The organism is Rouxiella sp. S1S-2 (assembly GCF_009208105.1).
In the GTDB taxonomy this organism is placed as follows: Bacteria; Pseudomonadota; Gammaproteobacteria; order Enterobacterales; family Enterobacteriaceae; genus Rouxiella.
This window is the reverse complement of sequence record NZ_WFKL01000001.1, coordinates 4,929,753-4,949,923: the sequence shown is the minus strand read 5'-3', so window position 1 is coordinate 4,949,923 and position 20,171 is coordinate 4,929,753. Positions and strand designations below refer to the sequence as shown.

Below are 20,171 nucleotides of genomic sequence, written 5' to 3'. Positions count from 1 at the left end.
TTCCTGATATAAGTTTATTGGATAATTAATCGGCAATGTATCTGTAAAGCGAAAGTTGTATTGTCGAAAACGAAATAAAACTAGCGGTTTTTCACGTAAGCTTGTGTAAATAAATGGTTGTTTTTTGTGCAATAACGGGCTTGTAATTTTATGCGGCTGAATTCTATGAGGTTTTATTAAGCGGATAATCTGCTGGTTTTTTACTACGTGAATAATGTAAGAGGCCAGCCACTGGATTACCCAAGGAGTCTATGAAAGGAATTTTAATAGCGGAAGTGAGTAAACGGCGGTGTTTGATCACAAAAACCGCCGTAAATAAGTTACCCGTGAAATCTTAGACTTCCAGGAAGCACATAATGCCATCAGCGGCTTTACGGCCTTCTGCAATTGCGGTAACAACCAGGTCAGATCCGCGAACCGCATCGCCACCGGCGAAGATTTTCGGGTTGCTGGTCTGGAACGCGTTGTCACTGCCTTCTGGCGCCACAATGCGGCCCTGACTGTCTAGCTCAACGTCGTGAGCAGCCAACCATTCCATCTTGTGCGGACGGAAACCAAATGCCATAACCACGGCGTCAGCGTCCATCACGTGCTCGGAACCGGCAACGATTTCGGCGCGACGACGGCCGTGTGCATCAGGTGCACCCAACTCGGTACGTGCCATTCTGACGCCGGATACGCGGCCAGAATCGTTAAGCTCAATGCTCAGCGGCTGCAGGTTGAATTTAAACTCAACGCCTTCCTCGCGGGCATTCTTCACTTCACGGCGTGAGCCAGGCATATTTTCTTCGTCACGACGATAGGCACAGGTTACTTCCGTCGCACCTTGGCGAATTGAAGTGCGCACACAGTCCATCGCCGTATCACCGCCGCCCAGAACCACGACGCGCTTGTGCTCCATGCTGACGTAAGGCTCGTGCGGCTGTGCTTCAAATTTCATCAGCTGCTTGGTGTTGGCAATCAGGAACGGCAGAGCGTCGTAAACACCCGGCGCATCTTCATTTTCTAGCCCACCACGCATCGACTGATAAGTGCCCACGCCGAGGAATACCGCGTCGTATTCGGCCAGCAGCGCGTCCATGGTCACGTCTTTACCGACTTCGATATTGAGTTTGAACTCGATACCCATTTCGGTGAAGATTTCGCGACGCTTAGTCATCACTGATTTTTCCAGCTTGAACGAAGGAATGCCGAAGGTCAGCAGACCGCCGATTTCCGGATGACGGTCAAAGACTACCGCCTTCACGCCGTTGCGGGTCAGTACGTCGGCACAGGCAAGGCCTGCCGGACCTGCGCCGATAATGGCCACACGCTTGCCGGTAGGGTGCACGTGCGACATATTCGGACGCCAACCCATCTCAATCGCTTTATCATTGATATAGCGCTCGATGTTGCCGATGGTCACGGCACCAAACTCGTCGTTCAAAGTACATGAACCTTCGCACAGGCGATCCTGCGGGCAAACGCGCCCACAGACTTCTGGCAGACTGTTGGTCTGGTGCGCAAGGTCTGCGGCTTCCATAATGCGCCCCTCATTGGCCAGTTTCAGCCAGTTAGGGATGTAGTTATGCACCGGGCATTTCCACTCGCAGTAAGGGTTACCACAGGACAGACAGCGGTCTGCCTGCGATGCAGCCTGAGTGGCCGAGAACGGCTCGTAAATTTCCACAAACTCAATTTTACGGATCTTAAGCGGCTTCTTTGGCGGATCAACACGCTGTAAGTCGACAAATTGATAAACGTTTTGACTCATCTTAACCTCTTACTGCGCTTGTACCCGCAGCTCGGCTGCGGAACGACTACGGTGACCCAACAATGCTTTAACATCACTGGACTTTGGTTTTACCAGGGCAAATTTAGGCGCCCATTCAGGCCAGTTCGCCAAAATCTCTTCACCACGGGTCGACGCGGTCAACTGTACGTGCTCGGTGATTAAACCGCGCAGATGCTCTTCATGGATTGCCAAATCTTCAACCTCGAGCACTTCGACCAGCTCAGGGTTGACGCGCTTGCGGAACTCGCCGTCTTCGTCGAGAACATAAGCAAAACCACCGGTCATACCTGCACCGAAGTTAACGCCGGTACGGCCCAGCACGCAGACAATGCCGCCGGTCATGTATTCACAGCCGTTATCGCCAATCCCTTCAACCACGGTGATTGCACCGGAGTTACGAACTGCAAAACGCTCACCCGCGCGGCCTGCTGCAAACATCTTGCCGCCGGTTGCGCCGTACAAGCAGGTATTGCCGACAATGCTGGCTTCGTGGCTGCGGAAGGCCGAACCAATTGGAGGACGGATCGCGATGCGTCCGCCGGCCATGCCTTTGCCCACGTAGTCGTTGGCGTCGCCGGTCAGCATTAAATCAACGCCGCCCGCATTCCACACGCCAAAGCTTTGACCCGCGGTGCCGTTAAAGTTGATGCGGACCGGATCGGCCGACATCCCTTGGTCACCGTGTTTCTCGGCAATGGCACCTGACAGCAGCGCACCTACTGAACGGTCGGTGTTGCGAATGTCGAAATAGAACGCCTTACTTTGTCTGGCTTCGATGTGCGGCGCAGCCTGCTCGAGAATGTCTTTGTTCAACTGACCTTTATCGAACGACGGATTGCTCTCCGTGCAGTAAACGGCTTTGCCCGGATGTGGCGTTGCCGTGACCAGCAGAGGAGACAGGTCCAGTTTGTTCTGTTTTGCCGTGAAACCGTCAAGCTCAACCAGCAGATCGGTACGACCGATCAGGTCAACCAACTGGCTGACGCCCAGCTCGGCCATGATTTCGCGGGTTTCCTGAGTGATAAACTTGAAGTAGTTTGTCACGCGCTCAGGCAGGCCGTGGTAGTGGTTGCGACGCAGTTTTTCGTCCTGAGTTGCTACACCGGTTGCGCAGTTGTTCAGATGACAAATACGCAGGTATTTACAACCCAGCGCGACCATCGGGCCGGTACCAAAGCCGAAGCTTTCTGCACCCAAAATCGCGGCTTTAACAATGTCTACACCGGTTTTCAGGCCGCCATCAACCTGCAGGCGAATCTTGTGGCGCAGGCCGTTAGCCACCAGCGCCTGCTGGGTTTCAACCAGACCCAGTTCCCACGGGCTACCGGCATATTTCACCGAAGACAGTGGGCTTGCGCCGGTGCCGCCGTCGTAGCCGGAAATGGTAATAAGATCGGCATAGGCCTTTGCCACGCCGGTGGCGATAGTGCCAACGCCCGGTTCGGAAACCAGCTTGACGGAAATCATCGCCTTCGGGTTCACCTGTTTCAAGTCGAAAATCAGCTGCGCCAAGTCTTCGATTGAGTAGATGTCGTGGTGCGGCGGAGGTGAAATCAGCGTCACGCCCGGCACTGAATAGCGCAGCTTGGCGATGTATGGAGTGACTTTATCACCCGGCAACTGGCCGCCTTCGCCCGGTTTAGCACCCTGGGCCACTTTTATCTGAATCACGTCGGCGTTAACCAGGTAAGCCGGGGTGACACCAAAGCGACCCGAAGCAACCTGCTTGATCCGTGACACTTTATTGGTGCCGTAGCGCGCAGGATCTTCACCGCCTTCACCGGAGTTGGAACGCCCGCCGATGCTGTTCATCGCTTCAGCCAAGGATTCGTGTGCTTCCGGACTCAGTGCGCCAATAGACATCGCCGCCGAGTCGAAACGGGTATACAGGCCTTCGGCCGGCTCAACCTGATCAACGGGGATCGGCTCACCTTTAGGGGTGATTTTCAGCATATCGCGCAGCATGGACGCCGGACGCTCGTTTACCAGCTTGGCGTACTTTTTATAATCGTCGTAATCACCGCTGTTAACCGCTGTCTGCAGCGTTTGGACCACATCAGGGTTGTAAGCGTGATATTCACCGTCGTGCATGTATTTCAGCAGACCGCCGTTGTCCAGCGTCTTGCGTTTCAGCCAGGCGCGTTTAGACAGGTTTTGCAGGTCCATCTGGAAGTCGCTGTAGCTCGCGCCGCCGATGCGGCTGACCACGCCAGGGAAGCAGACGTTGCTCAGATCTTTATGCAGACCTACGGCTTCAAACAGACGCGCACAGCGGTAAGAGGCAATAGTCGAGATGCCCATTTTGGACATGATCTTGTAAAGGCCTTTGTTGATGCCGTTGCGGTAGTTCAGCATCACTTCGCGGTAATTTTTATCGATGACGTTGGCGTCGACCATTTTGGCCAGTGTTTCGTAGGCCAGGTAAGGATAAACGGCGGTCGCACCGAAGCCGAGGAGCACGGCAAAGTGGTGCGGATCGCGTGCGCTGGCAGTTTCAACAATGATGTTGGCGTCACAGCGCAGGCTCTTCTCGACCAAGCGGTATTGCAGCGCACCCACGGCCATAGGCGCAGGCAGCGGCAGGCGATTTGGCGCAATATTACGGTCTGACAGCACCAGCAACACGGCACCTTCTCGCACTTTACGCTCGCCTTCATCACACAATTTCTGAACAAACTGCTCCATATCCATTTCGGTTGGATCGTAAGTCAGGTCCAGTGTTTCGGCGCGATAGTACTTGCTGTCGAGCGTGGTCAACTGAGTAAAGTCGGAGTAAAGCAAGGTCGGCGATTTAAAGCTCAGACGGTGTGCCTGACCTTCTGCCTCGCAGAACACGTTCATTTCGCGGCCAATGCTGGTCGCCAGTGACATGACGTGTGCTTCACGCAGCGGATCAATTGGCGGGTTAGTAACCTGCGCAAACTGCTGGCGGAAGTAGTCATAAATTACGCGTGGACGGCTGGACAGCACGGCGAACGGCGTATCATCGCCCATCGAACCGACGGCTTCCTGACCGTTCTCACCCAGCACGCGCAGGATTGAATCCAGCTCTTCGCTGCTGTAGCCGAACTGTTTCTGGTAAGTTTCCAGCAATGAATCATCCAGCTCGCGCTTGCCAACCTGATCATCAGGCAGGTCTTCGAACGGCACCAGGCGCTGAACGTTCTTTTCCATCCATTCTCTATAAGGATGACGACCTTTCAGATCGTTATCTGTTTCGGAGGAGTGGTGGATCTTGCCGCTACGGGTGTCGATAACCATCAGTTCGCCCGGGCCAACGCGGCCTTTTTCAACCACTTCATCCGGCTGGTAATCCCAAATACCGACTTCAGAGGCGCAGGTGATCAGTTTATCTTTGGTTATCACGTAGCGCGCAGGACGCAAGCCGTTACGGTCAAGGTTACAGGCAGCGTAGCGACCGTCGGACATCACGATGCCCGCAGGGCCGTCCCACGGCTCCATGTGCATGGAGTTGAAGTCGAAGAACGCGCGCAGGTCCTGGTCCATATCCGGGTTCTGCTGCCAGGCCGGTGGCACCAGCAAACGCATGGCGCGCAGCAGGTCCATACCGCCGGCAAGGAACAGCTCCAGCATGTTGTCCAGCGAGCTGGAGTCCGAGCCGGTTTCATTCACAAACGGCGACGCATCCTGCAGATCTGGGATAAGCGGAGTTTTAAATTTGTAGGCACGCGCGCGAGCCCACTGGCGGTTGCCGGTGATGGTGTTGATTTCACCGTTGTGCGCCAGATAGCGGAACGGCTGCGCCAGCGGCCAGCGTGGCACGGTGTTGGTAGAAAAGCGCTGGTGGAACAGGCAAATGGCCGATTCCAGACGCAGGTCTGCCAGGTCAAGATAAAAGCGCGGCAAGTCTATCGGCATGCACAGGCCTTTATAGATATTGACCGCGTTGGAGAAGCTACAGACGTAAAACTCTTTGTCCGGGTTTTCACACTCGCCAATGCGTTTTTCAATGCGGCGGCGCGCCATATACAGGCGGCGCTCCATATCACGCGGACGCCAACCGGCAGGCGCGTTGATAAAAATTTGTTCGATGCGCGGCATGGAGGAGAGCGCAATCGAGCCGAGAACGTCTGGGTTCGTCGGCACATCACGCCAGCCGACAACCGACAGCGTTTCGTTCAGAATTTCTTCTTCGATAATGCGGCGGCTTTCTGCAGCGCGCTCGTCATCGTTGTTGAGGAAGATCATGCCCACGGCATAGTTTTTCGCCAGGCGCCAGCCGCGCTCTTCGGCGATCATCCGGAAGAAACGATCCGGTTTTTGCAATGACAGGCCGCAACCGTCGCCAGTCTTTCCGTCAGAAAGAATTGCGCCACGGTGTTGCATACGTGCCAGTCCGTGAATGGCCGTGCGGACGACCTTATGGCTAGGTTCACCTTCAATATGGGCGATCAGGCCAAAACCACAGTTATCCTTCTCATGGGATGCATCATACAACATAACGTGAACCTCCCCAGGCTCTGCGAGACTCTCACACCTACTGCGAGGGAGCTTTCTCACGGGGGATCCAGCATTTTAACGCACTCTTATGGTGCGGTTTATGGCTGACATCCTCCGTCAGTGGCCCCTCGTGACGGTTCTCACAAGTGGTATATGACTTGTTTTAATGAGGGAGTCTTCAATTACTGCATAAATATGACGAGTTGTTTGCTCATCGATTTTTAACTGATAAAGAGTGCTTCCAGCGGACTTCCAACTTAGCGAGAAAGCGCGGGTAGGTCAAATATCGGTTGACGCAGGGCTAAAATGAACTTTTTTCAATTTAAGTTTATGATTTAAAGCAATTAAATGGTTTTTTAGAAGCCATATTAACAGTGTGGCGCTCAGGGGGAAGTGTGAGCTGTCTCACTGTAGTGCAAGGTCGAAATCTGTGCACCATGCTAGGGCGGGGTAGTTTGCCAGCGTTTTATCCTGCGAATTATGCCTGATGTGTGCTTTATCGCTGTTTTTAATCATAGCGTAATAATGTGCTAATAGGGGGCGGATAATAAGAATTATTCATACTCCCAAGAGTGACTTTATTTGCAGTAATACTGAATAGTTATTCTTTGCGTTTGGGTATTTAGAGCCGAGAGGGAAATCAGGGAAAAATAAAAGCCTTTCAAGGCGTGGCCTTGGGAATTTCAGGCGGGGCGCTATTTTTAATGCATAAGCCAAAATTAGTCAATATCACCCCCTTTTGATTCGTTGCACCACTTGGCGTTCATCTAAGGTGCAAGTTCGAAAAAATGGCGCTAAAAAGCTCATCCCGACGTTATTTGCGGTATGATTTGGCGAGACTTTATTCGGGGATCTCTCGGTGAAAGATGGTTTTTATCAAGGAAAGGCTATGAAGCAAATCAGATTACTTGCTCAGTACTACGTCGACCTGATGGTCAAGCTCGGGCTAGTCCGTTTTTCGCTGTTGCTTGCCTCGGCGCTGGTCGTACTGGCAATGATTGTGCAAATGGCCGTAACTATGCTGCTGCGTGGTCAGGTTGAAAGCATTGACGTCGTGCGTTCAATATTTTTTGGTCTGATCATTACGCCGTGGGCGGTCTATTTCCTGTCGGTGGTGGTTGAACAACTTGAAGAGTCACGCCAGCGTCTGACTCGCCTGGTTGATAAACTCGAAGAGATGCGCCACCGCGATTTAAAATTAAATGAACAACTTACCGAGAATATTGCCCAGCTCAATCAGGAAATTACCGACCGTATTAAAGCCGAAGAGGCCCGTCTGGCGGTGGTCGACAAACTCAAACTCGAAATGCAGCACCGCGAACAGGCACAAATCGAACTGAGTCAACAGTCGGCGCTGTTACGCTCTTTCCTTGATGCCTCGCCGGACCTGGTTTATTACCGCAATGAAGACAAAGAGTTCTCCGGCTGCAACCGCGCTATGGAGCTGCTGACCGGCCTCAGTGAGAAGCAGTTGATTGGGCTGACGCCAAACGACGTCTATACCCCAGATATTGCCGAAAAAGTCATTGAAACCGACGAGAAGGTATTCCGTCACAACGTCGCGTTGACCTACGAACAGTGGCTTGTGTATCCCGACGGTCGCAAGGCGTGCTTCGAGCTGCGTAAAGTGCCGTTTTATGACCGAATCGGCAAACGTCACGGCTTAATGGGCTTTGGACGCGATATAACCGAGCGTAAACGCTATCAGGACGCGTTAGAGAACGCGAGTAGAGAGAAAACTACCTTTATCTCAACCATCAGCCACGAGCTTCGTACGCCGCTTAACGGCATCGTTGGCCTAAGTCGGATTCTGCTCGACACCGAGTTGAACGGTGAGCAGCACAATTATTTGAAAACCATCCACGTTAGCGCCATTACACTGGGCAATATTTTTAACGACATCATTGAAATGGACAAACTCGAGCGCCGCAAAGTGCAGCTCGACAATAATCCGCTCAATTTTACCGATTTCCTCTCTGATCTGGAAAACCTTACCGGCCTGCTGGTGCAGCCTAAGGGGCTGAAGTTTGTGATGCAGCCGGATATCCCGCTGCCGCAAACGCTGATTACCGACGGCACACGCCTGCGTCAAATTTTGTGGAACCTGATTGGCAACGCCGTGAAGTTTACTCACAAGGGTGAGATTGTGGTGCGGGTGCATCACGACAGCGGCGATCACCTGTGTTTTGAAGTGCAGGATTCCGGCATGGGTATTCCGCAGGACGAGCAGGATAAAATCTTTGCCATGTATTATCAGGTCAAGGATCAGAACGGCGGCAAGCCAGCGACCGGCACCGGCATTGGGTTGGCGGTATCGAAACGTCTGGCGCAGAGCATGGGCGGTGATATCACTGTCAGCAGCGAGCCGGGGAAAGGCTCCTGCTTCACGCTCACCGTCAGCGCGCCTTCGCTCGACGAGCCGGAAAAAGAGATCGACGAAGACGATATTCTGCCGCTGCCTGCGTTAAATATCCTGCTGGTTGAAGACATCGAGCTCAACGTTATCGTCGCCCGTTCGGTGCTTGAAAAACTCGGCAGCAGCGTTGAGGTGGCAATGACCGGCCACGATGCGCTGGAGATGTTTGTGCCGCATGAGTTTGATCTGGTGCTGCTTGATATTCAGCTGCCTGACATGACCGGGCTGGATGTCGCACGAATACTGCGTGAAAAATATGACGCCAAGTCTCTGCCGCCGCTGGTTGCCTTGACCGCCAATGTGCTGAAAGATAAAAAAGAATATCTCGATGCGGGAATTGATGACGTGCTCAGCAAGCCGCTGTCAGTTCCAGCGCTTACCGCGATGATCCAGCAGTTTTGGGATCACCAAAATGAAGAAGAATTAACTCTCGAGGAGGCTAGCGCAATGAAAAGCAACGAAACCTTGCTTGATATTCCGATGCTCGAACAGTACATGGAGCTGGTAGGTCCGGGGCTTATCCATCAGAGCGCAGAGATGTTTGTTCAGATGATGCCTGGCTATCTCGAGGTGCTAGATTCAAATATGACCGCGCGCGATCAGGCGGGCATTGCTGAAGAAGCGCACAAAATTAAAGGGGCAGCAGGGTCGGTGGGATTAAAACACCTGCAACAGCTCGCACAGCAGATTCAAACGCCTTCTTTACCGGCATGGTGGGACAACGTTCAGGATTGGATTGATGAGTTGAAGCTCGAATGGCGCAATGACGTGCAGACGTTGCTTGAGTGGACGGCGGAAGCTGAAAAAAAATAACCCCAGCCTAGGCCGGGGTGCGCGAATACTGCGCCAACACCAGGGAAATCGATAACCCACGTATTGTTCTGATAAGGGTAATTATTCGCAGGTCTTGGTAAATCAGATGTATAAGTGTAATACAACTTTGTGTACTCAACATAACAAATATCAGCGAATCTGTTACGAGAATCATTAAAAACTGTGATGTAGATTAATCTTTGTCTATACATAAGTTCAAGCGTTAATCGCAGTTAATTTTGCAGAAGATGAATCAAGCAGGAAAGTGTACTAGTCGGCAGGTATGCTTTTGACGTAAATTCAGCGTTTGATGAGGTCTTTTTCACTCAGATTATGCGCTTGAAATGCCTATTTTGAGCAGGGTGGGAATAGCGGGATCTCTGCAAGGTTCTGTAATTAATGACTTATCTAAATTCTTTGATGCTGAATCGGGTCAATTGCTCTCTAAGTCGCTACCTGTGGCCTTAAGTGAAATTATTTCACGCTTTGCGATAAGTTATGCTATGAAGATTAAGCAAAAAAATCGGCTATAAATTGGCCTTTAATTTTGGCTTGCAGGATGAATCGGGCGCTGGGCATGAGGCTTGATTGATAAATTCTTTTTACAATTCCGCGCCTGATTCATTAGAAACGTAAACCAATTGATTTTCGCCGTTCGTCAGCTGTACTAATCCGGCACTGATGAAGTCAACGCCGGCAGTCTGGAATGAAAATTATGAATAAAATTCGGAACATATTGATGCAATGGGCACTGCAGCCATAGATTGTGCGGGAAATAGCCCCGATTTTGGACACGATATCCACATTGTTAGCATGACAGGCGTGCTTACTGCTAGCCCTAGACATGTGGTTACTGTGGTTATTGATAAGATGGTCAGATGTGTCATGGATTGTATTGAATGAGCAAAAAGTTAAAAAAGAGTCTTTTTTATCGGCCATTTATCTGGGTAAAAAGAGCGGTAATTACTTTACTCGGCATTTGGTTAGCGGAAATTGTATTTTTTTCGTTTTTACCGGTCCCATTTTCTGCCGTGATGGTTGAAAGACAGCTTTCAGCTTGGCTGAGTGGCGATTTTAGCTATGTGTCTCACTCTGATTGGGTACCGATGAGTGAAATTTCTTCACCTATGGCACTGGCGGTGATGGCGGGCGAAGACCAGAAGTTTCCTGAGCATTGGGGCTTTGACGTGGGTGCTATTCAGGCGGCGCTGACGCACAATGAAGATGAAGACGCCACTGTTCGCGGTGCCTCAACGCTTTCGCAGCAAACGGCGAAAAATCTTTTTTTATGGGACGGACGTAGCTGGGTGCGAAAAGGGCTGGAGGCGGGCCTGACGGTCGGCATTGAAACGGTTTGGAGCAAGCGTCGCATTTTGACGGTGTACCTCAATATTGTCGAGTTTGGCGACGGCATCTTTGGCGTAGAAGAGGCAGCGCAGCACTTCTTCCACAAACCGGCCTGTAAACTCACGGCTTCGCAGGCGGCACTGCTTGCTGCCGTGTTGCCGAATCCTCACACTTTTAAAGTGAATGCCCCTTCGGCTTATGTGCTTCGCCGACAGCAGTGGATCCTCAGACAGATGAGCCAGCTGGGTGGCGATAACTTCCTGCAAGAGCACAAGCTGCATTAGCTTCTTTTGCATCTTGGGTCATGCTCATCGGCAATAAAATAAAAAGGACAGCCGCACTGGCTGTCCTTTTTTTTGTATCACTGCCGACGGTATCAGCGTGTTATTTCACGTAGGTAAAGGCCGTAGTGACGTGTTTCACCCCACTGACGCCAGCGGCAATCTTGGCCGCCGCCTGTCCCTCTTCCTGCGTCACCAGACCCAACAAGAAGACTTCGCCATTCTCGGTGGTCACTTTAACGTTGGAAGATTTCACCTGATCGCTGGTTAACAGCTGCGAACGGACTTTGGTGGTTATCCAGGTATCGGCTGACGCCGTGCCCAGACTGACCGGATTGCCGAGTCTAATTTCGCTATACACATCCGTAGCACCGTCCACTTTCATGGTCAGCTGTTTGGCGGTAGTCGCCATATCGGCAGTCGGTGCCTGTCCGGTAAGTAATACTTTGCCGGAATACGCCGTGGCAACGATACGCGCTTTGTCTTTTAAATCCTTGTTGGCACTGATGGCGTTTGAAACGCGCGCCTCTAGCGTGGTGTCATCAACCTGAGTCCCCACGGTGCGTGGGTCCGTGCCCGTCTTGGTGGCTACACCTGCGGCGCCGACCACTGCGGCGGCTACACAGCCTTGTAACAAGAGGGCGCTAAGCACTACAGCAAAGAGGTAACTTGCCTTCATTGGATCTCCTTAATCGTCCTGGTGTGGGAATAGCGTGTTATCTATTAAGTCACAGAGGCAATTAACGGTAAGCATATGCATTTCCTGAATGCGCGCGCTGCGGTGAGAAGGGATGCGGATCTCCACGTCATGCGTGCCCAAAAGTCCTGCCAGCTCGCCGCCGTCATAGCCAGTAAGAGCAACGATAGTCATATCCCGTGTCACTGCTGCTTCTACCGCTTTGACAATATCACGACTGTTACCACGAGTCGAAATGGCCAGCAATACGTCACCTGCCTGGCCTAAAGCACGAACCTGCTTGGCATAAATCTCTTCATGCAGGCGATCGTTGGCGATAGCGGTCAAAACAACGTTATCTGCAGAGAGTGAGATTGCAGGAAGGCTCGGACGTTCAGTCTCGAAGCGATTTATCAGACAAGCGGCAAAATGCTGGGCGTTTGCAGCCGAGGTTCCATTCCCACAGCAAAGGATCTTGTTGCCGTTGAGCAGCGATTGGACCAGCGTCATCGCGGCTCTCGATATAGCATCAGGCAAGGCTTCCGCTGCTGCTATCTGAGTTTGGATACTTTCGGTAAAGCAGGCTTTGATTCTTTCCAGCACGTTGTTTTCTCGTCAGTCAAAGGTGTTGGCACGCAGTAGAGCTCCGCTGCGTGTCCATCAGTTTTGATACTATCCTTGCGCATTGAATGCATCTGGCAACCATTCTATCTGGCTACCAGTGATGGCTAAAACATCAAAACGGCAAGATGATGTGTCAAAGCTTGCATCGTGTTGCGCAAGCCAGAAGGCTGCGGCGCGCAACAGGCGCCGCTGTTTAGGGTATGTCACACTCGCTGCCGCGCCGCCAAAATTGGCATTGCGGCGGTATCGCACTTCAACAAACACCCAGGTTTGTTTATCGCGCATGACAAGGTCTAGTTCACCGGCACGGCAGGCGGCATTTGCCGTCACAAAGACCAGTCCAGCGCGTTCAAGATGGCGTCTGGCCAGATTTTCGTAGTGTGCGCCAACCTGACGGTGCGTCGGTTTTGTCCAATCCATTGTACGTCCTTGTACTTCAAATACTTCTCCATCAGAGAAATATCATGATACAGGAACTAAAGCACCCTGACGGTATTGTAACCAAGGTAGCTGGCGATGTATCACACAATTGCCGTTGGCAGACAGATTACCGGTAGTACCGGAAAGCTGGTAGCCGGGCGTTTGACGGATTTGCGTGAAGTGATTCGCCAGATTATAGGCATCGATGCCCATCGCGTAGAGGCGCACCTGCGAGTAATCATTACCCAACTGGCTGCTGGCCTGCTGCATCAGGGGAGGATTGGACCCAGCCAGAAGCGGGATATCGCTAAACTGCAGGCCTTCCATTTCCAGGCGATAATCAGGGCCTGCGCCTGCCTGATAGCTGCGGGAGCTGGCATAGAGTGACGGTTTCACACGCGTATTGATAGATAAATCAATCATCGGTTTTATCAGCGTCAGTTGATCCTGTGAACCCACAATATAGATAGCATCGACATTGCCCGAACTGTCGGCAGAACCGGCGGTCACCTGTGCATCCGTTGGCGGCGAAGGAATAGTTATGCCGCCGATGGTCACACCGGTCGGCTGCGCCGGTGCAGCCGCAGTGATTGGCGTACCGCTAAGGCGTAACCCGCCGCCTCGGCTAACCTGCTGCTTGAGGTCGGCGTAAGAACCGATGGTTTGTCTGAGCACGGTTTGACCGCCCTGTTTTTGCCATTCGTTGGCAAAGGCTTGCGCAATTCGCTCGCCAAAAGCACCGCCCGGCACCATCAGAAGCGGAAGCTGCTTGTGCTGCGACCAGATATGACGAGCCGCATCGCGAGCCTCATCCTCTGGAGAGAGGGCGAAATAGCAAATGTTAGGGCTGTTGGCTTCAGTTTCAGGCTGGTTAAGCGCCAGTACGTTGAGCGACGTTTGTGCCGAGGTCAGAGCACTCACCTGGTCTTTCAACAGCGGGCCGACGATAACCGTCGCGCCGTCCTGCTTGGCCTGTGCGAGCAGAGCGGGCAGCGGTTGCGTGCTGGTGTCGTAAACTTTGACGGTAGCCGAAGGGGTAGAAGGCGCCGGCGCAACTGGCGCAACAGCGGGGGTAACTGCTGGGGCTGATGTCGGCGTTCCCTCGGCGGCAGTCACGTCGGTGGCGGAAGTGCTGACCGCAGCATTAGGGTCGGTAGCAGGCGCTGCTGGAGCTGGAGCAGGGGCGGGTGCTGGCTGTGAAGGGGCTGACGGGTTTGCCTGGCCATTCACCGCGGCCATAAATCCTTTTTGAATCGCATCGCCATAAACTTTTGCCGGACCACTCAGGGGCAGCAGCAGAGCGACCCTTTCAGTTGAGCCAGGCTTGAAATTAACCACGTTATTTAACGCCGTAGGCAGTGTTTTTGCCGCCGGATTATACGGATAGCGTTTCTGCCAGTCCTGAATCGCCGCCTTCAGCTGAGTCGAGTCCTGCTTGTTAGTTTGCCAAACGTTTAACAGATCGAGCCAGCCCTGCAGCACGTTTTCGTTGGCATTGATAACCACGGCATTCACGTCCTGCGCGGAAAGCTGCGTGAGTGCCAGCCAGGTGGCATCTACATTAGCCTGATGCGCTTTGCCCTGCAGCAACGGTTCTTGTGCGATATAGGCACGCAGCAGCGGCAGGCTGGCTCGGCCCTGACCTGCGGTAATAAACGCCTGGTAATAGCGGGCTTTCTGATCAGCCGTTAAGCTATCGGCGTCGATTTTGCCCAGTGCTGCACTGGCCGCCGGGTAGTTTTTCTGGGCCACCAGCAGCTCGGCGCTAAGCAACTGTTGTTCACTGAGTTGACCGTTATTCAAGCCTTGCTGGGGCAATTGACCGAGTTGAGTGGCCGCTTCAGGAACGCGGTTTTCACGTAACAGGGCATGAATCGCAAGTAATTGCCAGTTAGCCTTGTTATCATCACTGCTCTGCTGCGCCTGTTTCAAATAATAATCGGCGCTGCCGGTGCCCGCATCCTGCACGCTTTCTTTCGGCGTCTGCGGAGCCTGGCTAGAACAGCTGGCAAGTAACATCGCCACGATAATTGCAGGGATCAAACGCCCCGTGCGGGTACGAAAAGTAGTTGAGGAAGGCATGCTGTTTCCAGTGATGTTTTTTTCAAGATGCTCAATATTAAATCGGCAATCCGGATGAAACAATGAATCAACACGATCGAGCAGATATTTCTGCATCAACGCTGTATGTGGTACCGACTCCAATCGGCAATTTGGGAGACATCACGCAGCGTGCTTTAGCCGTGCTGAGCAGTGTAGATTTGATTGCCGCCGAGGACACTCGACACACCGGATTGCTGCTTCAGCACTTTGCAATCAGTGCAAAAATGTACCCTTTGCATGACCATAACGAGCAGCAAAAAGCCGACCATCTCATATCAAAACTTCAAGAAGGTCAAAGCATTGCGTTAGTATCAGACGCAGGAACGCCGCTTATTAATGACCCAGGTTATCACTTGGTTCGCCGGTGTCGCGAGGCCGGTATTCGCGTCGTGCCTTTGCCCGGTGCCTGTGCCGCGATTGCCGCACTCAGCGCCGCCGGTTTGCCCTCCGATCGATTTTGCTATGAGGGTTTCCTGCCAGCGAAAACAAAATCACGTAAAGACACGCTTCAGGCGCTTATTGAAGAGCCACGCACGCTGATTTTTTACGAATCAACCCATCGGCTGCTCGAAAGTCTGCAGGATATGGTTACCGTTTGGGGGCCTGAGCGCTATGTGGTGCTAGCGCGTGAGCTGACCAAAACCTGGGAATCGATTCACGGCGCACCGGTGGGAGAACTTCTGGCCTGGGTTCTTGAAGATGAAGTGCGTAAGCGCGGTGAAATGGTGCTTATTGTTGAAGGGCATACGCCGGACGCCGAAGCGCTTCCCGCCGAGGCCTTGCGCACGCTGGCGCTGCTGCAAAAAGAGTTACCCCTGAAGAAGGCCGCTGCACTTGCCGCGGAGATCCACGGCGTGAAGAAAAATCAGCTTTATCGTTATGCGCTGGAACAGCAGGGCGATGATGCTGCAGAAGACGAAGAAGAGTAAGGATTGAACGATAGGTTGGCTTATCGTCACATCGGCCCTATACATCGGCGCGCTAACCCCCTATAATCCGCGCCGGAGTTGACCAGACAGTCGCCGCTTCGTTGCCGTCCCTTTCGGGGGAGACAGATGGAGGGGAGGAAAGTCCGGGCTCCATAGGGCAGGGTGCCAGGTAACGCCTGGGAGGCGCAAGCCTACGACTAGTGCAACAGAGAGCAAACCGCCGATGGCCCACGCAAGTGGGATCAGGTAAGGGTGAAAGGGTGCGGTAAGAGCGCACCGCGCGGCTGGTAACAGTCCGTGGCACGGTAAACTCCACCCGGAGCAAGGCCAAATAGGGGTTCACATGGTACGGCCCGTACTGAACCCGGGTAGGCTGCTTGAGCCAGTGAGCGATTGCTGGCCTAGATGAATGACTGTCCACGACAGAACCCGGCTTAACGGTCAACTCCAACTCATCTAATGAAACCCCGCTTCGGCGGGGTTTTGTCATTTTTGAGGCTTGGAAAGTGAATGACTGTCCACGACTTTCTCTACAAAAAGAAAGCGGCTTAACGGTCAACTCCAACTCATCTAATGAAACCCCGCTTCGGCGGGGTTTTGTCATTTCTGAGGCTTGGGAATTGAATGGCTGTCCACGACTTTCTCTACAAAAAGAAAGCGGCTTTATTTGTATCAGACCGGTAAATCAATCAGCAGCGCCTGCAGCGGCGTGATGGCTTTTACGGTTAGTGTCTGCTCTTGATGAATAAACGCGCCGTCACCACAAACCAGACTCTGCTTATCGTGTTGGTCACCGCCCTGAACGTCGACCTGACCGTGGATCGACTGTAAATAGGCGCGAGGACCGTTTATCGGGAAACTCTGATGCTCGCCAGGCTTCAAATTAATGTGATGGATCCACACCTGCTGACGGAGCTGAAGGCTATTTTCTTCTCCGCCCGGTGACGCCAGCAAGAAATGCTTGTGGTCACCTAATTCAATTTTTTGCACCAGGGGATTTTCCTGCGCCGGGCAGGCATCCAGCCACAGCTGCATCCGCGTTAACGGTTTGCTGTGACTGAGGTTGTGTTCGCTGTAGCTGACGTTCGGCTGCGTAGACAGCAGCGCGGCTTGGCCCGCATGTATCCGTGTGCTATTACCTACGCTGTCTCGATACTCAACTTCGCCCTGTAGCACCAGATTGAGCACGTCCACGCGTGGATAGGTGCGGGGCTGGAAGCTTGCACCCGGCGCCAATATTTCCTGATTCAGTACGCGTAGTGAGGCATAGCCCATCAGTTTAGGGTCAAAATAGTGTCCAAAGGAGAAAGTGTATCTGGCCTGAAGCCAACCAAAGTCGGCTTTTCCGCACTCTTGCGCTGTTCTGCTCTTAATCATGGCCGTTGGCTCAGTTAAAAAAATCGATAGATAAATGGTAAGCGTCTGGACGCACGATTGTTAGCCAGTTAATCTGGTCGGCATATTCAAATTTCCTGACAGAGAAAGATAATGGCCAAGGATCGAGCGTTAACTCTTGAAGCATTGAGGGTTATGGATGCGATTGACCGTCGTGGGAGCTTTGCGGCTGCTGCCGATGAGCTCGGTCGCGTTCCTTCTGCCCTAAGTTATACTATGCAGAAGCTGGAGGAAGAGTTGGATGTGGTGTTATTTGACCGCTCTGGACACCGTACAAAGTTTACCAACGTAGGTCGCATGCTGCTTGAGCGCGGTCGCGTATTGTTAGAGGCTGCTGATAAATTAACCGTAGACGCCGAAGCCCTCGCGCGCGGTTGGGAAACGCACATCACCATCGTGTGTGAAGCGCTGGTTCCTGCCGTGCAGCTCTTTCCGCTTATCGAAAAACTGGCGTTGAAAGCCAACACACAGGTTTCATTGATAACGGAAGTATTGGCCGGCACCTGGGAAAGGCTCGAGAATGGCCGGGCGGATATTGTTATCGCCCCCGACTTACATTTTCGCTCCTCTTCAGAGATTAACAGCCGCAAGCTTTACAAGCTGATGAGCGTATACGTTGCCGCACCTGAACACCCGATTCATCTGGAAGCCGAGCCGCTTTCTGAAGTCAGTCGGGTAAAATATCGCGGGATTGCCATGGCGGATACCGCGCGTGAGCGCCCCGTTCTAACGGTTCAGTTGCTCGACAAACAGCAGCGCTTGACGGTGAGCAGCCTGCAGGAAAAACGTCTTGCTCTGATAGCCGGCCTTGGCGTCGCTACTATGCCTTATGCGCTGGTAGAGCAGGACATCGCCGAAGGGCGTTTGCGGGTGGTGAGTGCTGAATACAATCGCGAAGCCGATATTATTATGGCCTGGCGTCGTGACAGCATGGGCGAAGCCAAAGCGTGGTTCTTGCGCGAAATCCCTCGCCTGCTGGCCACTCGATAACGGGGAGATCTTCATCGCTTTCCCCCCATTCCAGCTTTTGAACTGACCCCCCAAAGAGGGAAGGCTGGGATGGGGGCAGCGACGTATCAACTCATGAATATTCGCTAAATCTGAGGTCTCGTCCGTGCGCAGATTCAAGGTCCTGAGCCGGACCGGTCGAGATAATGCCATAAGGGTTGATGGTGGCATGGCTGCGGTAGTAGTGATTACGGATGTGTGGCAAATCGACGGTTTCGGCCACGCCCGGCATCTGATAAATATCGCGCAGGAATCCGTACAGGTTCGGATAGTCACTGATGCGGTAGCGGTCGCATTTGAAGTGAGTGACGTACACCGGATCAAAGCGGATCAGCGTGGTCCACAGCCGCAGATCGGCTTCGGTAAGTTGGTTTCCGGTCAGATAACGCTGCTTTTCAAGGATTGACTCTGCCTTGCTCAGCCCCGCAAACACCCCTTCAACCGCCTCATCATAGGCTTCCTGACGGGTGGCAAATCCGGATTTATAAACGCCGTTGTTTATTTCCGGATAAATCCATTCATTTACATCATCAATTTTCGAGCGCAGAGCTTCAGGGTAAAAATCACCCGCGCGGGCCCCGACTGCATCAAAAGCACTGTTGAAGATGCGCATAATATCAGCGGACTCATTGCTAACGATGGTCTGTAGTTTTTTATCCCACAAAATCGGCACCGTTACGCGGCCGGTATAGTCATTCTGAGCACGCAGATAAATTTCATAGGCGTAGTTCAGATGATAAAGCGTATCGCCGGTCGTACCGGGGAAGTCGGTATCGAATGTCCAACCGTTCTCCAACATTAATGGATGAACGACAGACACGGGGATGATGCTTTCTAGCCCTTTTAACGTTCGCATCACCAGCGTGCGATGTGCCCATGGACAGGCCAGTGAAACATAAAGGTGATAGCGGTCTCTTTCGGCAGTAAAGCCGCCAACGCCGTGCGGACCCGGCTGACCGTCGGGGGTTATCCAGTTGCGAAACTGAGATGCCGTGCGCTTAAAGTGCCCGCCGGTTGACTTGGTATCGTACCAGGTGTCTTGCCATTTACCTTCGACCAGTTGTCCCATCGTGACTCTCCTTCTCGCCCCGAAACCTGAATGGCTTGAGGGTATTGTTTTTAAAACGACAAAAATGAGATGTAAAAAAGGGCGAGGTGATAAATCACATCGCCCACTGGGGGATTTGCCGATGATTCACTTATTTAATTATAGCGTGTCATCACGTTAACCGGCTTTCGGTCAACGTAGGGCTTACCAGTTCTTTTTCAGCAGACGGTCGATGCTATATGCGCCAGGACCTGAAGCGAACAGCACCAAGAAGCCACCGGCGATGGACAAGTTTTTCATGAACATCATCTGATTCACTGGCACTGAAAAATCAACGTGGAACAGCAGTGCAGTCAGAATAGTGAAGATTGCCGTGATAATCGCCGTGGTACGGGTCAAGAAGCCGAACAGAATTGCCAGACCGCCGCCAAATTCCAACAAAATGGTCAGTGGCAAAAAGAAGCTTGGCACACCTGCAGAGGCCATATAGCCCGCCGTCGCTGCGTAAGCATGCATTTTACCCCAGCCAGCCACGATGAAGAGGATTGGCATCAGGATACGGGCAACCAGCAACGCTATATTATGTACTTTGTTCATTATCATCGACTCCGATTGAATAAAGCCAAAAAATTTGGCTTAAATTTCATGTTTAATTAAAAGGCCCAGTGAGTTTGTGTCCCTGCCGTAACCTTGTCTGTGTTGATGGAGCTGATAATAGGGGGAAAAAAGAGAGTTTGTTAGCTAGTAAAACTGTCTATAAACATCAAAATAATTGAATTAAGCACGGGATGTTAAGAAACGATTAAAACGCTTTATTAGTAAATTATTAATAACTATAAGAAATAATTTAGGGCAGTTAGCCTTTAAGCCAAACTG

At 52.3% G+C, this 20,171-nt stretch carries 13 protein-coding genes and 1 other RNA gene; 5 read left to right on the top strand and 9 right to left on the bottom strand.

The window, feature by feature from the left end; all coding sequences use genetic code 11:
• Positions 1-334: 334 nt before the first annotated feature.
• Together GA565_RS22620 and gltB are read right to left on the bottom strand one after the other, a co-directional pair.
• Complete coding sequence (locus tag GA565_RS22620) at positions 335-1,753, bottom strand: glutamate synthase small subunit (RefSeq protein WP_055774468.1); 1,419 nt, start codon at positions 1,751-1,753, stop codon at positions 335-337.
• A gap of 9 nt (positions 1,754-1,762) precedes the next feature.
• Positions 1,763-6,235: a glutamate synthase large subunit gene (gltB, locus tag GA565_RS22615; protein WP_152201008.1), complete on the bottom strand. Its 4,473-nt coding sequence runs from the start codon at positions 6,233-6,235 to the stop codon at positions 1,763-1,765.
• A gap of 889 nt (positions 6,236-7,124) precedes the next feature.
• Between gltB and arcB the strand changes: the two genes are divergently transcribed.
• Together arcB and mtgA are read left to right on the top strand one after the other, a co-directional pair.
• Positions 7,125-9,464, top strand: coding sequence for an aerobic respiration two-component sensor histidine kinase ArcB (gene arcB / locus GA565_RS22610; RefSeq protein WP_152201007.1), 2,340 nt, complete (start codon positions 7,125-7,127; stop codon positions 9,462-9,464).
• Positions 9,465-10,363: 899 nt separating this feature from the next.
• Positions 10,364-11,095 carry a monofunctional biosynthetic peptidoglycan transglycosylase gene (gene mtgA / locus GA565_RS22605; protein ID WP_152201005.1) on the top strand — a complete coding sequence of 244 codons (732 nt, stop codon included), beginning with the start codon at positions 10,364-10,366 and terminating at the stop codon, positions 11,093-11,095.
• Positions 11,096-11,195: 100 nt separating this feature from the next.
• Here mtgA and dolP read toward each other — a convergent pair whose 3' ends face one another.
• The 4 genes from dolP to GA565_RS22585 all read right to left on the bottom strand — a co-directional run bounded on the left by dolP (position 11,196) and on the right by GA565_RS22585 (position 14,894).
• On the bottom strand, positions 11,196-11,771 hold the full coding sequence (dolP, locus tag GA565_RS22600; protein WP_152201003.1) for a division/outer membrane stress-associated lipid-binding lipoprotein: 576 nt from the start codon (positions 11,769-11,771) through the stop codon (positions 11,196-11,198).
• A gap of 9 nt (positions 11,772-11,780) precedes the next feature.
• Positions 11,781-12,371: a DnaA initiator-associating protein DiaA gene (gene diaA / locus GA565_RS22595; protein WP_026110499.1), complete on the bottom strand. Its 591-nt coding sequence runs from the start codon at positions 12,369-12,371 to the stop codon at positions 11,781-11,783.
• Positions 12,372-12,440: 69 nt separating this feature from the next.
• The gene (locus tag GA565_RS22590) at positions 12,441-12,812 is read right to left on the bottom strand and encodes a YraN family protein (RefSeq protein ID WP_152201001.1); all 372 of its coding nucleotides are present in this window, start codon (positions 12,810-12,812) and stop codon (positions 12,441-12,443) included.
• Positions 12,813-12,854: 42 nt separating this feature from the next.
• Positions 12,855-14,894 carry a penicillin-binding protein activator gene (locus GA565_RS22585; RefSeq protein WP_152200999.1) on the bottom strand — a complete coding sequence of 680 codons (2,040 nt, stop codon included), beginning with the start codon at positions 14,892-14,894 and terminating at the stop codon, positions 12,855-12,857.
• Positions 14,895-14,956: 62 nt separating this feature from the next.
• Here GA565_RS22585 and rsmI point away from each other — a divergent pair, with 62 nt between their 5' ends.
• Entirely contained in the window at positions 14,957-15,844 is an 888-nt protein-coding gene (rsmI, locus tag GA565_RS22580; protein ID WP_152200998.1) for a 16S rRNA (cytidine(1402)-2'-O)-methyltransferase, read from the top strand.
• Positions 15,845-15,918: 74 nt separating this feature from the next.
• Positions 15,919-16,297: RNase P RNA component class A (gene rnpB / locus GA565_RS22575), an RNA gene on the top strand.
• Positions 16,298-16,516: 219 nt separating this feature from the next.
• Here rnpB and GA565_RS22570 read toward each other — a convergent pair.
• On the bottom strand, positions 16,517-17,221 hold the full coding sequence (locus GA565_RS22570) for a pirin family protein (protein ID WP_152200996.1): 705 nt from the start codon (positions 17,219-17,221) through the stop codon (positions 16,517-16,519).
• Positions 17,222-17,332: 111 nt separating this feature from the next.
• Here GA565_RS22570 and GA565_RS22565 point away from each other — a divergent pair, with 111 nt between their 5' ends.
• Complete coding sequence (locus GA565_RS22565; protein WP_152200994.1) at positions 17,333-18,229, top strand: LysR family transcriptional regulator; 897 nt, start codon at positions 17,333-17,335, stop codon at positions 18,227-18,229.
• A gap of 91 nt (positions 18,230-18,320) precedes the next feature.
• Here the strand turns inward: GA565_RS22565 and GA565_RS22560 are convergent, their stop codons facing one another.
• Together GA565_RS22560 and GA565_RS22555 are read right to left on the bottom strand one after the other, a co-directional pair.
• Positions 18,321-19,316, bottom strand: coding sequence for a glutathione S-transferase family protein (locus GA565_RS22560; RefSeq protein WP_152200993.1), 996 nt, complete (start codon positions 19,314-19,316; stop codon positions 18,321-18,323).
• A 183-nt stretch (positions 19,317-19,499) separates the two neighbouring features.
• Complete coding sequence (locus GA565_RS22555) at positions 19,500-19,892, bottom strand: DoxX family protein (protein ID WP_152200991.1); 393 nt, start codon at positions 19,890-19,892, stop codon at positions 19,500-19,502.
• Positions 19,893-20,171: the final 279 nt, after the last annotated feature.

Bases quoted from the DNA above. Each gene is read 5' to 3' on its own strand.
- GA565_RS22620 (WP_055774468.1), bottom strand. From the start codon at position 1,753: ATGAGTCAAAACGTTTATCAATTTGTCGACTTACAGCGTGTTGATCCG.
- gltB (WP_152201008.1), bottom strand. From the start codon at position 6,235: ATGTTGTATGATGCATCCCATGAGAAGGATAACTGTGGTTTTGGCCTG.
- arcB (WP_152201007.1), top strand. From the start codon at position 7,125: ATGAAGCAAATCAGATTACTTGCTCAGTACTACGTCGACCTGATGGTC.
- mtgA (WP_152201005.1), top strand. From the start codon at position 10,364: ATGAGCAAAAAGTTAAAAAAGAGTCTTTTTTATCGGCCATTTATCTGG.
- dolP (WP_152201003.1), bottom strand. From the start codon at position 11,771: ATGAAGGCAAGTTACCTCTTTGCTGTAGTGCTTAGCGCCCTCTTGTTA.
- GA565_RS22590 (WP_152201001.1), bottom strand. From the start codon at position 12,812: ATGGATTGGACAAAACCGACGCACCGTCAGGTTGGCGCACACTACGAA.
- GA565_RS22585 (WP_152200999.1), bottom strand. From the start codon at position 14,894: ATGCCTTCCTCAACTACTTTTCGTACCCGCACGGGGCGTTTGATCCCT.
- rsmI (WP_152200998.1), top strand. From the start codon at position 14,957: ATGAATCAACACGATCGAGCAGATATTTCTGCATCAACGCTGTATGTG.
- GA565_RS22570 (WP_152200996.1), bottom strand. From the start codon at position 17,221: ATGATTAAGAGCAGAACAGCGCAAGAGTGCGGAAAAGCCGACTTTGGT.
- GA565_RS22565 (WP_152200994.1), top strand. From the start codon at position 17,333: ATGGCCAAGGATCGAGCGTTAACTCTTGAAGCATTGAGGGTTATGGAT.
- GA565_RS22560 (WP_152200993.1), bottom strand. From the start codon at position 19,316: ATGGGACAACTGGTCGAAGGTAAATGGCAAGACACCTGGTACGATACC.
- GA565_RS22555 (WP_152200991.1), bottom strand. From the start codon at position 19,892: ATGAACAAAGTACATAATATAGCGTTGCTGGTTGCCCGTATCCTGATG.